Source organism: Nocardia gamkensis NBRC 108242, assembly GCF_001612985.1.
Lineage (GTDB): Bacteria > Actinomycetota > Actinomycetes > Mycobacteriales > Mycobacteriaceae > Nocardia > Nocardia gamkensis.
In genome coordinates this window covers 1-13,489 of sequence record NZ_BDBM01000057.1, presented here as the reverse complement: position 1 = coordinate 13,489, position 13,489 = coordinate 1, and the positions used below count along the sequence as shown (strand labels likewise).

The following is a 13,489-nucleotide window of genomic DNA, read 5'->3' as shown; positions in this document are numbered from 1 at the left end:
GAAATCCACCCGCACCCCAGACGCCGCCGCGCGTCGGCGACCCGCCGTGCGCGGCACGTTACGCGCCGCCCGGGTCCTCGCCGCCGCAGCCGTTCTCGCCGCCGCGATGATCCTGTCGGCTTGTGGCAATTCCGATCCGCTCGCCACCGGCGGCAGCTGTTCGGGAGACGGATTGATCGTCGGTTCGGCGAATTTCCCGGAGTCCGAGACCGTCGCCAACGTGTACGCGGAGGCGTTGCGCGTCAACGGCTTCACCGTGGACACCAAGCTGAATATCGGCAGTCGCGAAGCCTACATTCCGGCGTTGCGGCAGTGCGCCATCTCGGTGATCCCGGAGTACACCGGCAACCTGCTGCAATACCTGGACAAGAACGCCACCGCCACCAGCGCGGCCGACGTGGAGAGTGCCCTCGGCAAGGCGCTCGGTTCCGATCTCGCGATCGGCGCGCCGGCGCCGGGAGAGGATTCGGACGCCGTCGTGGTCACCCGCGCCACCGCGCAGCGCTGGAATCTGAGCACCATCGCCGACCTGGCAGCGCACTCGGCGGAGGTGAAGTTCGGCGCCCCTGCCGAATTCCAGGAGCGAGCGGGCGGATTACCCGGTCTGAAGAAGAACTACAACCTCGACATCGCGGCCGACAACTTCGTGCCGATCGCCGACGGCGGCGGTCCCGCCACGGTGCGCGCGCTGGTCGAGGGCAAGGTGACCGCGGCCGATATCTTCACCACCTCACCGGCCATCGCGCAGAACGATCTCGTGGCGCTGCGCGACCCGAAGCACAACTTCCCCGCGCAGAACGTGGTGCCGCTGCTCAACGCGAGCAAGAAGTCGGACAAGGCGCTCGCGGTGCTGAACGCGGTGTCGGCGCAGCTGACCACCGACGAGCTGCTCCGGCTGAACGAGGCCGTCTCCGGTGCCCGCAAGACCGAGCCCAAAGCCGCCGCCGAGGCCTGGGTCGCCGCCAAAGGGCTGAACAAGCCGGTGGGCTAGGGAGGGGAATCCGTTGTCCGATATCGAATTCTCCGGTATCAGCAAGACCTATCCGAACGGCACCCACGCCGTCACCGACTTGGATCTGCGCATCGAATCCGGGTCGTTCACCGTTTTCGTCGGCCCCTCCGGCTGCGGGAAGACGACCTCGATGCGAATGATCAACCGCATGATCGTTCCGAGTTCGGGGACGATCACCATTGCCGGACAAGATATTTCGACAGTCGATCCGGTCCGGCTGCGCCTGGGGATCGGGTACGTCATCCAGAGCGGCGGCCTGCTGCCGCACCGGACGGTCGTCGACAACGTGGCGACCGTTCCGGTGCTGCGCGGCGACTCCCGGCGCGCAGCCCGCGCCGCGGCGCTCGAGGTGCTCGACCGGGTCGGCCTGGATCGCTCACTGGCCCAGCGGTATCCGGCGCAGCTGTCGGGCGGCCAGCAGCAACGCGTCGGCGTGGCCCGCGCGCTGGCCGCGGACCCGCCGGTCCTGTTGATGGACGAACCGTTCAGCGCCGTCGACCCGGTGGTGCGCGCCGAATTGCAGATCGAAATGCAAAGGCTCCAAGCCGAATTGCACAAGACGATCGTGTTCGTCACGCATGACATCGACGAGGCGATCACGCTCGGCGATCGGGTGGCGGTGTTCGGTCCCGGCGGAGTGCTCCAGCAGTACGACCCGCCGCAGCGCCTGCTCGCTCAGCCCGCCACCGATTTCGTCGCCGATTTCGTCGGCCGTGATCGCGGTTATCGCGGCTTGTCCTTCCGTGCCGCGAACGACGTTCCGCTGCACGAGATCCGCACGGCCGTGGCAGACGAGGTGCAGGAGCTGCGGCTGGACGCGGGCGAATGGGTGCTGGTGGTGGACGCGGCGAACAAGCCGGTCGGCTGGATGGACGTCACCGGGGTCGAAGGGTTCCGCGCGGGCCGCGCACTGGCCGACAGCATGTCGGCGGGTGGCTCGCTGTTCACCCCGTCCGGTGACCTGCGCCAAGCGCTGGACGCCGCGATCTCCTCGCCCTCCGGAACGGGCGTGGCCGTGGACGACTCCGGCGCCGTGCGCGGTGGCGTGCTGGCCACCGAAGTACTCGAGCAGTTGGCCGGCCAGCGCGCACGGGAGGACGCCGAACGCAACCGCCACTTCTTCGAAGAACAGGTGCGATAGGCGGCCATGAGATACCTTGTCGAGAATTTCTCGGAGATCATGGGATTCACCGCGACCCATCTCTATCTCGCGCTGGTGCCGCTGCTGCTGGCCTTGGTGATCGCGATTCCGGCCGGTGCGCTGGTGCGGCGGGTGTCGTGGCTGCGCCGGGTCACGGTGACCGCCGCGAGCCTGGCCTACACCATCCCCTCACTGGCGCTGCTGGTGATCATTCCTCCGCTGGTGGGCATCTCGGCCATCGATCCGCTGAACGTGGTCATCGCGCTCACCATCTATTCCACGGCGCTGCTGGTGATCGCGGTCCCGGCCGCCCTGGATTCGGTGCCCGTCACCGTGCTCGACGCGGCCGACGCCGTCGGCTACGGCCCGCTGCGGCGCACACTCACCGTGGACATGCCGCTTGCCGTGCCGGTCTTCGTATCCAGCCTTCGGGTGGTGCTGGTGACCAATATCGCGATGGTTTCGGTCGGCGCGCTGATCGGCGTCGGCGGGCTCGGCAAGCTGTTCACCCAGGGCTACCAGCGCGATTATCCGGACGAGATCATCGCGGGCGTCATCGTGACGCTCGCGCTGGCGCTGATCGCCGACCGGGCGGTGTACGCGCTGGGCCGCTGGGCGACGCCGTGGGTGCGCGCGGATGCCAGGACGGCGAAGGCGAAAGGCGCTGCCACATGAATCTGTTCCTCGACGCCTGGCACTACTTCACCGACGGCGCCAACTGGAGCGGTCCGTCCGGTATCGGGACCCGGATCGTCCAGCACCTCTGGTACAGCTTCCTGACCATCGCCGTCTCGGCGGTGATCGCGGTACCGCTGGGCCTGATCATCGGCCACACTCGGCGGGGGGCGGCGGTGCTGGTCGGGTTCGCCAACGCCATGCGCGCGCTGCCGACCCTCGGCCTGCTGACGTTCCTGGTGCTGCTGCTCGGCCTCGGCCTGGTCCCGCCGCTGCTCGCCCTGGTCACGGTCGGCATTCCGCCGCTGCTCGCGGGCGCGTACGCCGGCATCGCGAACGTTCCCGCCGACGTCGTGGACGCCTCACGCGCCATGGGCATGACCGAGCGGCAGATCCTGTTCCGGGTGGAGGTGCCCAACGCGCTGCCCATCCTGCTCACCGGGCTGCGCGGCGCGACCCTGCAGGTGGTGGCCACCGCGACGATCGCCGCCTACGTCAACCTCGGCGGGCTGGGCCGGTACATCTTCGACGGCATCAGCCTCTACCGCTACGACCGGGTGCTGGTCGGCGCGCTGCTGGTGGCCGTGCTGGCAATGGTGCTGGACGGCCTGCTCGCGTTCGCGGTGTGGGCGAGCGCGCCGGGTGTGGACCGGTTGCGCCGCGCGCCACGCCCCGTGGCCGCACCCGCTGCCGAGTTGCAGACCACCGGCTGATCACGGCGAACACCGTTCCTACGACAAGGACGCCCCGTTCGATATGAACGGGGCGTTCTTGTAGCTGCGTGAGGATGCGCGTTACGCGACGCCCTCCGCGCGGGCAGCCGCGGCGACCGCTTCGGCGACGGCCGGAGCGACCCGCGGGTCCAGCGGGCTGGGCACGATCTTGTCCGGACCGAGTTCGTCGGCGACGACGCTGAGGATCGCGTCGGCGGCGGCGATCTTCATGCCCTCGGTGATCCGCCGGGCTCCCGCGTCCAGCGCGCCCTTGAAGACACCGGGGAACGCCAGCACGTTGTTGATCTGGTTCGGGAAATCGCTGCGGCCGGTGGCCACGATCGCGGCGTACTTGCGCGCCACCTCGGGGTGGATCTCCGGGTCCGGGTTGGACATGGCGAACACGATCGACTCCGGCGCCATCGACGCGATGAGCTCTTCGGCGATCAGACCGGCGGACAGGCCGAGGAACACGTCGGCGCCCGCCAGCGCCTCTGCCGCGCCGCCGGTGAGGCCGCGCAGGTTGGTGCGGGTGGCCAGCTCGGCCTTCACGTCGTTGAGGTCGCCGCGCTCGCGGTTGACGATGCCCTTCGAGTCGAGCACTGTGACGTCGCGGACACCGGCGGCGAGCAGGATGTTCGTGCACGCGACACCGGCCGCGCCCGCGCCGGACACCACGACCTTCAGGCCCTCGATGCCGCGGCCCTGCACCTTGGCCGCGCCGTTGAGCGCCGCGAGCACCACGATGGCGGTGCCGTGCTGGTCGTCGTGCATCACCGGGCAGTCGAGCGCCTCGATGACGCGCTTCTCGATCTCGAAGCAGCGCGGCGCGGAGATGTCCTCCAGGTTCACCGCACCGAAGCTCGGGCGCAGCAGGATCAGTGTCTCGACGATCGCGTCGACGTCCTTGGTGTCCAACACGATCGGGATCGAATCCAGGCCGGCGAACTTCTTGAACAGCGCCGCCTTGCCCTCCATGACCGGCAGCGAGGCGCGCGGGCCGATGTCGCCGAGGCCGAGCACGGCGGTGCCGTCGCTGACCACGACCACGAGCCGATCGGTCCAGGTGTAGCGCTTCGCCAGCGCCTCGTCCTCGGCGATCGCGCGGCTGACCTGGGCGACGCCCGGGGTGTAGGCGATCGACAGATCACGCTGGGTCTCCAGCGGCGCACTGAGTTCGACCGAGAGCTTGCCGCCGAGATGTCCCGCGAAGATTTCGTCGTTTGTGATTTCGGACAGGCTTGCGGTGGAATTCGGTGCATCAGTCACAGGTGACACGATTTCACTCCTGCTCAGGTCGGGCTAAACCGGGGGACGGTTACCCCTGGGTAATGGGTATAAGTCGTTTCACTACGCTCATCGAGTGCGCTGACCGGTATGTTTCGAGACGGATGCGAGCGGGCGAACACGACTTGCCGGTATCTCGATGGCGGGCGCGGCACTGATCCGCGAAACAGAAACCGGACGGGTGGGCCCGGACAGAACATGCGGTGTGATCTCGCGGGTCGCGACGGTACGTCGGCGAGGCGGAGACCTCCGTGATTCCCTCACCCGGCGGTGGCGGAGGTAAGGAATCCGACACATTCTGCCAGTCCGGTGGGCAAGTTGCCAAACCGGTTACTCCCTGGGCCGTGTCGCGCTCCATCACCCAACGGTAGGAGGCGGGAATTACCTTCAGGTAAGCGGAAACTCCCCGTTCACGAGCGCGGCGCGGTGAGTGATCGCACCGCTCGCGGCGTTGCCGGTGTGAGTCCCGCGCGGCGGCGGGCGGGCGCGGCCACGGCAACGCGGGCGAAGATCATGCCACGATATCGTGGGGCTGCTCCGGCAGGCTCGGCGGCGCGTCGGGGCGCACCCACACGCTGCGCACGCCACCGGAGATCAGCCGCATCCGCCAGGTGTCGGACGCGCCGGGATGATCGGTCCTGCGGTGCATGCCGCGGCTCTCGGTGCGCATGAGCGCGCTGTATTTCGTCCAGCGCGCCACCGCGAGCAGTGCGGCGGCCTGCCGGGCGCGCAGCAGGTCCACACCGCTACCGCCGAGGTCGAATTCCGCGCCGGGCCACATCCCGTCGAGTTCGCCGATGCTGTCGCGCAGGCTGCCCGCGCTGCGCCAGTAGCTGCGCCGCAACGGCAAGGTGTGCTCCTGGACGAGGCCGACCACCGCTCGGGGGTCGATCCGCGCCACAGCGTTCAGCCCGGCTCCCGGCACCTCGCGCGCCGGGGCGCGGCGATCCGAGGTCCGCGCGAACTTCGCCGCGGCGGTGCCCGCCCACACGCCCGACGCGATCGCCCACGCCCCGCTCAGTCCGCCGGATCCGCTCACCGCGCCGGTGATCGCCTCCCGGCTGACGACGTCGCCCGCGGCGAACAGGCCCGCGACGGTCGTCGCGCAATCCGGCCCGGTGACGCGCAGTCCCCCGGTGCCGCGCACGGTGCCCTCCAGCACGGCCCGCAGCGGCACCCGTGTGGCGCGGTCGACGTGGCCCTGGTGCGTCGGCCGGGACCGCAAGGCGACCGGCACGTCGTCCAAGGCGGCGAATATGCGCTGTCCATCGGCGATGGCCGCGAGCGCCGCCGACATATGGCCGGACAACTCGGCGCCGGATTCGTCGTAGAGGGGGGCGGATCGCGAGACGAAACCACGGAGCGCGGCCTGCTCGTCCTTGTCCGGCGAGATCAGGCTGTAGGCGCAGGAGAATTCCATTCCGGACAGCTCGGCGCCCGCTTCCGCGGCGAACAACAGGCCGTCGCCGGTGTCGACGTCGGTGCCGGCGGCGCCGGACAGGAACGCGCAACCTCCCGTGGCCACCACGACCGCGCCCGCACGCACGCTCCAGTGCCGGAACCCCTCGTGCCCGCTCAGTCCGCCCGCGCCCGCCACCATCCCTTCGCGATCGACGAGCAATTGCAACGCGGGATGATGGTCGAGTACGCGCACCCCGGCTCCCCGCAGCACGCGGCGCATCCGCCGCAGGTAGCGGGCGCCGTCCAGATGCATCCGCCGTCGCGCCGGGTCACCGGCGACGCGACAACCCCACCGGGCCAATTGCTCGACCCGCTGATGGGTCTCCTCGAGCACGCGGTGCATCAGGTCAGGATCCGCCAGCCCGCCGCCGTGCGCGTGCGCGCGCCGCACCGCCTCCTCCCGCGCCGGGCCGGGCGGGATGTGCCACAAGGAGATCGCGCCGCGCGCGGTCGGCCCGCTCGAGCCGCAGTGCGCCTTGTCGACGAGCACGACGGTGGCGCCCGCCGCCGCGGCCGAGACGGCCGCCCAGGCACCGGCGGGACCACCGCCGATTACCAGTACACTCGTCTCGAGTTCAGTCACAAAGAAAAATGTTCCGGCACAATTCATCCGGCCGCAACCAATGCCCGGAAATCAGCTCCACCATTGTGTCCACAGCAATAGTCCAGCAGCCAGAAAAACGATCATGGATGCGGCGCAGGCGGCCACCCCGCGGTGCCGGTCCGAATATATCTGCGCCGCGAGGGCGACCACCGCGGCCGCGACATGCCAGGTGACCGATTCACCGCCGGGACCGGGGAAGCCGCGCCGATCCGCGAGCACAGCGGCGCCGACCACGACCAGCATGCCCACCACGGTGCCCCCGGCGACGATGCCGCTGAGTCCGCGCAGGAGTCTCACGGGGTGACCACCGGCACGCCGGATGCCTTGCCGACGAGCTTCTCGAACTGCGCGGGATCGGTGGTGTAGTCGCCGAGCCGGATGGTCTTGTTCGAACCGTGGTAGTCCGACGAACCGGTGGTGAGCAGGCCGAGTTCGGCGGCGAGATCGGTGAGCACCGCGCGGTCGGCCGCGGAGTGGTCGGGGTGCGCGATCTCCAGGCCGCCGAGCCCCAGCGCGGCCAGTTCGCGGATGTCGTCGAGCGCGAGCAGCCTGCCCCGCTTGCGCGCCCTGGTGTGCGCCAGCACGCTGACCCCGCCCGCGGTGGCGATCATCTGCACCGCCCGGCGCAGCGGGGTGTCGGCCTTCTCGGCGTAGTAGCGGCCGTGCGGGGCGAGCAATTCGTCGAACGCCGCGTCCACGCTCGGCACCACACCGGCGGCGACCAGCGCGCGGGCCAGGTGCGGTCGCCCCGCCGATGGACCGGCCGAGGCCAGCACGGCATCGGGATCGATCGGCAGTCCGTCGGCGGCCATCCGCTCGGCCATGGCGCGCAGCCGCTCCACCCGTTCGGCGCGCAGCCGCTCGCGTTCCTCGGCGAAGCCGCGATGGGCCGGGTCGAACAGGTAGGCCAGCAGATGCACGGGCACCGGCCAGCCGTCCTCGCCGAGGCCGACACACGACATCTCCATGCCGCGGACCAGCGTCATGCCCGCCGGTAGCGCGTCGACCGCTTCGGCCCAGCCCGCCGTGGTGTCGTGATCGGTGATCGCGACGACGTCCAGGCCCGCGGCGGCCGCGTTCCGCACGAGTTCGGCCGGGGTGTCGGTGCCGTCGGACGCGGTCGAGTGGGTATGGAGGTCGATGCGCACGCCTTCAAGTCTTACAGTGCGGCGGCGTCTTCCCGCACGCGCAGGCGAGCTTCCGGCAGCCTGCGGCGACGTAGCATCGTCAAGGTGCCGTCCTTTTCTCCGCTCTCCTCACTTCGTGGATCCGGCCGAACGCCCGCGCACCGTTTCATCCCGGTCCCGACGGCGCAGGCGATCGTCGACTGCGCGGTGTACGTGGACGGCAAGCGCCTGTCCGGACGCTTCACGCATGAAGCGGCCCTCGCGCGAGCCCGCGAGGAACACGGGTTCGTCTGGGTCGGGCTGCACGATCCGGACCGCACCCAGATGGCCGACATCGCCGAGACCTTCGGGCTGCATCCGCTGGCCGTGGAGTACGCCTTGGAGAAGCACCAACGGCCGAAGCTGGAACGTTATGACGATTCGCTGCTGCTGTTGCTGCGCACGGTCAGCTACGTCGAGCACGAGTTGAACAGCGTCAGCGAGATCGTGGAGACCGGCGAGATCATCGTGTTCACCGGCCCCGACTTCGTGGTCGCCGTCCGGCACGGTGAGCATTCCGGGCTGGCCGAGGTGCGCAAGGCGTTGGAGGAGGACCCCACGCAACTGGCGCTCGGCCCCGGCGCGGTGCTGCACGCGATCGCCGACCGGGTGGTGGACTCCTACATCGAGGTGGCCCAGTCGGTCGAGGACGACATCGACGAGATGGAAGAGGAGATCTTCACTCCGCGTAGCAGGGTCACCGTGGAATCCATCTACCAGCTCAAGCGCGAAGTGGTCGAGCTGCGGCGCGCGGTGAATCCGCTGGCCGCGCCGCTCGACCAGCTGAGTCATAAACCGGATCTGCCGGTGCCCAAGGAGGTCCGGCGCTATCTGCGCGACGTCGCGGAGCAGCACGCCGCCGTCGCCGAACGGATCAACGACTTCGACGAGGCGCTCAGCGCGCTGATCAGCGCCGCGCTGGCCCGGATCGGCGTGCAGCAGAACACCGACATGCGCAAGATCTCGGCCTGGGTCGCGATCGCGGCGGTGCCGACGATGATCGCGGGCATCTACGGGATGAACTTCGATCACATGCCCGAACTGCACCAGGTCTGGGGTTATCCGATGGTGTGGGTGCTCATCCTCGCCATCTGCACGGGCTTGTTCTTCACCTTCCGCCGCAACAAGTGGCTGTAGCCGGGCGACGGATCACAAGCTGGCGGCGCCGCGCCTCGGGTCGCGCACGTCGATCCCCGCCTCCTGCCACGCCTCCCGCAACGCCTGCGCGCCGCGAACGCGTACCCACGCCGCCTCCGTCGCGGTCACCGGCGTCACGGCGAAGTACCGCACCGGCTCGGCCGGGTCGGGCAGCGACACGGCCGGAATGTCGCTGTCGCCGAGCAGAACCGCGGTGAACGGCGCGTCGCGCCACATCGGCTCACCCAGATCCAGCAGCGCGTCCGCTTGCAGCACAACGCCTTCCACGACCGGAGCCGCGGCGAGCACGCCGAGCGATTTGGCCAGGCCGGAGCTGGCGCCGACGCCGGACCGCAACGTCAGAACCAGCTCGGCGCGCGGCCCGCGCACCGGGTCGGCGTGCACCGCGGCGGGATCGCCCATCGGATGCCTGCTGGCGCCGAGCGTCACATAGTGCACCAGATCGCCCTCGGCGATGCGCAGGATCTCGATCGGCTCCAAGCCCAGGAAGGTGACCGACGCGGCGTCGACGTGCGCGGCCTCCACCCCGAAATGGCCCAGCACCTCGGTGCGGACCGTCTCCAGTACTTCCATGCCTCAGATCGCCAGCCGCGCGAGCATGTCCCGAGCCTGTTCGGCCGACTTCGGATCGCACAGCACGTCGTAGCGGCCTGCCACCAACTGCATGGTGGAGGCGAAATCGCGCTGGCCCCTGGTGGCCGCGTACGGGATCGAGGTCGAGATGACGCCGAAGATGACGCCGCCGATCAAGCCGACGAGCAGCGGACCCAGCGCCCCACTGGTGGTGAACAGGCTCAGCAGCAGACCGAGGAACAGGCCGAGCCAGGCGCCCGACACCACGCCGCCGCCGATCACCTTGCCCCAGGTCAGCCGATAGAGGACCCGCTCGACCTGCATCAAGTCGACGCCCACGATGGTCACGTCCTGCACCGGGAACTGGTTGTCGGCCAGGTAGTCGACCGCCTTCTGCGCCTCGACATAGGTCGGATACGAGCCGACCGGCCAGCCCGACGGGGGTGTCGGGAGGCCCTGCCGCGCACGGCTCGAGTTCCCCAAGGGATTCGTCATGGTTCCATTCTGCTATTCCGACGCATCCCGCGGTGGTGTGAAACGCGTGGTGCGCGTCATTCCGGCGGCACGGCCCTTCTCCGCGATCACGTGGGCCATCTTGGCGCTGGCCTCGTCGATCATCTCGTCACCGAGCATCACCGCGCCGCGCGCGCCGCCTGCAGCCGAGGTGTGAAAGGCATAGGCGTAGAGGATCTCCTCGGCACGGTCGTAGTCCGACTGGCGCGGGCTGAAGATCTCGTTCGCCGCCTCGATCTGTCCGGGGTGCAGCACCCATTTGCCGTCGAATCCGAGCGCGGCCGTGCGCGCCGCGGCCCGCCGGAAACCCTCCACATCCCGGATCTGCAGGTACGGGCCGTCGATCGCCTGCAAGACGTGCGCACGGGCCGCGAGCAGGATGGTCATCAGGATGTGGTGGTAGGCGTCGCCGGTGTCGTAGCCCTCCGGTTGTTCGCCGACCACCAAGGTGCGCATGTTGATGCTGGCCATGAAGTCCGCCGGGCCGAAGACCAGCGTCTGCACCCGGGGGCTCGCGGTGGCGATCGCGTCGATCGCGCGCAGCCCGGCCGCGTTCTCGATCTGCGGCTCGATACCGATCCGCCCGGCGTCGAGGCCGCAGGCCTTCTCCAGCTGGGTCAGCAGCAGGTCCAGCGCGCGCACCTGGCCCGCGTCGGTCACCTTGGGCAGCAGGATCGCGTCCAGCGCCGCGCCCGCGCCCTCGACCACGGAAATGACATCCGCGTAGGTCCATTCGGTGGTCCAGTCGTTGACCCGCACCACGCGCAGTTGCGTTCCCCACCCGGAGTCGTTGAGCGCCGCGACGATGTTCGCCCGCGCCTCGGCCTTCGCGACCGGGGCCACCGCGTCCTCCAGATCGAGAAACACCTCGTCGACGGGCAAGGTCTTGGCCTTCGCGATCATCTTCGTGTTGCTGCCCGGGCAGGCGAGCACCGAACGGCGCGGCTTCATGATCACTCCCGTCGATCGTGGCGGGGTGCGAACACCCGCCCGCGAACATCTAGCCTGACAGCATGGCAGCTACCAGGGTGTACGTCGCCAGGCTGGCCGGTTTGGCGGTGCTGGGACCGGACGGCGAGTCTATCGGCCGGATTCGCGACGTCGTCGTGGCCGTCCGTTCCGACCGCCAGCAACCGCGGGTGCACGGCTTGGTCGTCGAACTGCCCACCCGGCGGCGTATTTTCGTGCCGATCCTGCGGATCACCGCGATCGAACCCGGCGTGGTCACGCTGAACACCGGAACGGTGAGCCTGCGCCGTTTCAATCAGCGACCCGGCGAGATGCTCGCCCTGGCACAGATCGTCGACTCGGTGGTGCGGGTCGAGGACCCGGACCTGCCCGACCTGGCGGACGTGGACGTCCACGTGGTCGATCTCGGCATCGAGCAGACCCGTTCCAGGGACTGGCTGGTCAGCAGGGTCGCGGTGCGCGGGCACCGCAGGCTGGGCCGCAGGCGCACGGTGCACGTGGTGGACTGGACCATGGTGTCCGGCCTGACGCCCTACGAGATCGGCAGGCCGGGGCAGGACGTCACGCAACTGCTCGAACAGTTCGAAGGCATGCGCGCGGCCGACGTGGCGCAGCAGTTGCGCGAGCTGCCGGAGAAACGGCGGATCGAGGTGGCCGTCGCGCTGGACGACGAACGCCTGGCCGACGTGGTGCAGGAACTCCCCGACGACGAGCAGGTCGAGTTGCTCGGTCACCTGGAGGTGCGCAGGGCCGCCGACGTGCTGGAGGCGATGGACCCCGACGACGCCGCCGACCTGCTGGGCGAGCTGCCCGAGGGCGAGGCCGAATCGCTGCTCGCCCTGATGGACCCCCAGGAGTCCGAACCGGTGCGCAGGTTGCTCGCGCACTCCCCCTACAGCGCGGGCGGTCTGATGACGCCGAAACCGATCATCCTGACGCCGTCGACGACGGTGGCCGAAGCGCTGGCGCGGGTGCGCAACCCCGACCTCACCCCAGCGCTGGCCTCCATGGTGTTCGTGGTGCGTCCGCCCACCGCGACGCCGACCGGCCGCTACCTCGGTTCGGTGCACATCCAGCAATTGCTGCGCGAACCTCCCGCCCACCTGGTGGGCGGCATTCTCGACACCGACCTGTCGCCGCTGCGCCCAGATCTCCCCTTGGCCGCGGTGACGCGATATTTCGCGACCTACAACCTGGTCTGCGGACCGGTGGTGGACGAGGAGAACCATCTGCTCGGCGCGGTAAGCGTCGACGACGTCCTCGATCACCTGTTGCCCGAAGACTGGCGCGACCAGGAAGAGACCGACGAGAGGGGCAGGGCGTGACCGCGCGGGGCCCCGCTCACGCCCGAAAGGACACACCGTGAGCGAGAACGACCCGGGCATGCGGCTCGGTCCCAGCAGGGCGCGCCAGCGTTTGGAAACACCGGTGGAAAGCCGGTTCCGGTTCGAGTGGGACGCCGAGGCTTTGGCCCGCAGCAGCGAACGGGTGGCGCGATTCCTGGGGACCGGACGGTATTTGGCGGTCCAGACGATCCTCGTGCTGGTTTGGATTCTGCTGAACATCTTCGTGGTCGCCCTGCGGTGGGACCCATACCCGTTCATCCTGCTGAATCTGGCGTTCTCCACCCAAGCCGCCTACGCGGCGCCGTTGATCCTGCTGGCGCAGAACCGGCAGGACAACCGGGACCGGGTGGCCCTGGAGGAGGACCGGGTGCGGGCCGCGCAGACCAAGGCGGACACCGAGTTCCTCGCCCGGGAACTCGCGGCGCTGCGCATCGCCGTCGGCGAAGTGGCCACCCGCGATTACCTGCGCCGGGAATTGGAGGAACTGAAAGGGATTCTGGACCGAATGGAGTACGGGGAATCCCCTGATCACGAGATCCGAACGGAAAGCGGCGGAAAGGGTGGCCGCAAGAAAAGCTCCGGCCGAAAGCCTGCTCCAGCAGCGGTTTCACCGTCGGGAACCAGTGATCAACCGAAAATACCGAATAAGGACCTGACTGGTGGGTAACCTGGACAACGTTGTCCAGAGTGGCCGGCGCAGGGGTTGTCGCGACGGCTGCTCCCACGACGTCGAGGATTGGGTGTGGCCGAATGCGTGTATCTGCTCCGATAACGGTCTCGGCTTTGGTTGTTGCTGGTGTGGTGGTGAGTGGTTCGGGTGCGCAGTCGCCGGTGGGGGTGTCGGTGCCGCGGGCGCCTGAGGTGTTGGCGG

14 protein-coding genes are annotated in these 13,489 nt (G+C 69.2%); 7 read left to right on the top strand and 7 right to left on the bottom strand.

Features of this window, described 5'->3' with window-relative positions; all coding sequences use genetic code 11:
- Window positions 1-106 precede the first annotated feature (106 nt).
- From NG1_RS30095 to NG1_RS30080, 4 genes are read left to right on the top strand one after another with little or no spacing between them, the layout of a single operon-like run.
- Window positions 107-991 (top strand): ABC transporter substrate-binding protein, encoded by an 885-nt coding sequence (locus NG1_RS30095; RefSeq protein WP_157114325.1) that lies wholly within the window; start codon window positions 107-109, stop codon window positions 989-991.
- Window positions 992-1,004: 13 nt separating this feature from the next.
- Window positions 1,005-2,153, top strand: a complete 1,149-nt coding sequence (locus NG1_RS30090) for an ABC transporter ATP-binding protein (protein ID WP_062976458.1) — start codon at window positions 1,005-1,007, stop codon at window positions 2,151-2,153.
- Between the two features lie 6 nt (window positions 2,154-2,159).
- Window positions 2,160-2,828 (top strand): ABC transporter permease, encoded by a 669-nt coding sequence (locus NG1_RS30085; protein ID WP_062976456.1) that lies wholly within the window; start codon window positions 2,160-2,162, stop codon window positions 2,826-2,828.
- Window positions 2,825-3,541, top strand: a complete 717-nt coding sequence (locus tag NG1_RS30080; protein WP_062976454.1) for an ABC transporter permease — start codon at window positions 2,825-2,827, stop codon at window positions 3,539-3,541. The genes NG1_RS30085 and NG1_RS30080 overlap by 4 nt, the downstream gene beginning before the upstream one ends.
- A gap of 81 nt (window positions 3,542-3,622) precedes the next feature.
- Here the strand turns inward: NG1_RS30080 and NG1_RS30075 are convergent, their stop codons facing one another.
- The 4 genes from NG1_RS30075 to NG1_RS30060 all read right to left on the bottom strand — a co-directional run bounded on the left by NG1_RS30075 (window position 3,623) and on the right by NG1_RS30060 (window position 8,041).
- Window positions 3,623-4,819, bottom strand: coding sequence for an NAD(P)-dependent malic enzyme (locus NG1_RS30075; RefSeq protein WP_062976450.1), 1,197 nt, complete (start codon window positions 4,817-4,819; stop codon window positions 3,623-3,625).
- Window positions 4,820-5,339: 520 nt separating this feature from the next.
- Window positions 5,340-6,872, bottom strand: a complete 1,533-nt coding sequence (locus NG1_RS30070; RefSeq protein WP_245660123.1) for an FAD-binding protein — start codon at window positions 6,870-6,872, stop codon at window positions 5,340-5,342.
- A gap of 51 nt (window positions 6,873-6,923) precedes the next feature.
- Complete coding sequence (locus NG1_RS30065; RefSeq protein WP_051175505.1) at window positions 6,924-7,190, bottom strand: hypothetical protein; 267 nt, start codon at window positions 7,188-7,190, stop codon at window positions 6,924-6,926.
- Entirely contained in the window at window positions 7,187-8,041 is an 855-nt protein-coding gene (locus NG1_RS30060; protein ID WP_062976446.1) for a PHP domain-containing protein, read from the bottom strand. Before NG1_RS30060 ends, NG1_RS30065 begins: the two co-directional genes overlap by 4 nt.
- 75 nt (window positions 8,042-8,116) lie before the next feature.
- Here NG1_RS30060 and NG1_RS30055 point away from each other — a divergent pair, with 75 nt between their 5' ends.
- A complete protein-coding gene (locus NG1_RS30055; RefSeq protein ID WP_218019017.1) occupies window positions 8,117-9,196 on the top strand; it encodes a magnesium and cobalt transport protein CorA in 1,080 nt (359 codons plus the stop codon).
- Between the two features lie 12 nt (window positions 9,197-9,208).
- On the opposite strand, the gene NG1_RS30050 is transcribed toward NG1_RS30055, so the two are convergent.
- From NG1_RS30050 to NG1_RS30040, 3 genes are read right to left on the bottom strand one after another with little or no spacing between them, the layout of a single operon-like run.
- The gene (locus NG1_RS30050) at window positions 9,209-9,790 is read right to left on the bottom strand and encodes a suppressor of fused domain protein (protein WP_084499302.1); all 582 of its coding nucleotides are present in this window, start codon (window positions 9,788-9,790) and stop codon (window positions 9,209-9,211) included.
- Between the two features lie 3 nt (window positions 9,791-9,793).
- Window positions 9,794-10,285 carry a YflT domain-containing protein gene (locus NG1_RS30045; RefSeq protein WP_040869460.1) on the bottom strand — a complete coding sequence of 164 codons (492 nt, stop codon included), beginning with the start codon at window positions 10,283-10,285 and terminating at the stop codon, window positions 9,794-9,796.
- A gap of 12 nt (window positions 10,286-10,297) precedes the next feature.
- A complete protein-coding gene (locus NG1_RS30040; RefSeq protein WP_062976511.1) occupies window positions 10,298-11,254 on the bottom strand; it encodes an HpcH/HpaI aldolase/citrate lyase family protein in 957 nt (318 codons plus the stop codon).
- Between the two features lie 62 nt (window positions 11,255-11,316).
- Here NG1_RS30040 and NG1_RS30035 point away from each other — a divergent pair, with 62 nt between their 5' ends.
- Window positions 11,317-12,597 (top strand): magnesium transporter MgtE N-terminal domain-containing protein, encoded by a 1,281-nt coding sequence (locus NG1_RS30035; protein ID WP_062976442.1) that lies wholly within the window; start codon window positions 11,317-11,319, stop codon window positions 12,595-12,597.
- A gap of 58 nt (window positions 12,598-12,655) precedes the next feature.
- Window positions 12,656-13,285 (top strand): DUF1003 domain-containing protein, encoded by a 630-nt coding sequence (locus NG1_RS30030; protein WP_062976509.1) that lies wholly within the window; start codon window positions 12,656-12,658, stop codon window positions 13,283-13,285.
- Window positions 13,286-13,489: the final 204 nt, after the last annotated feature.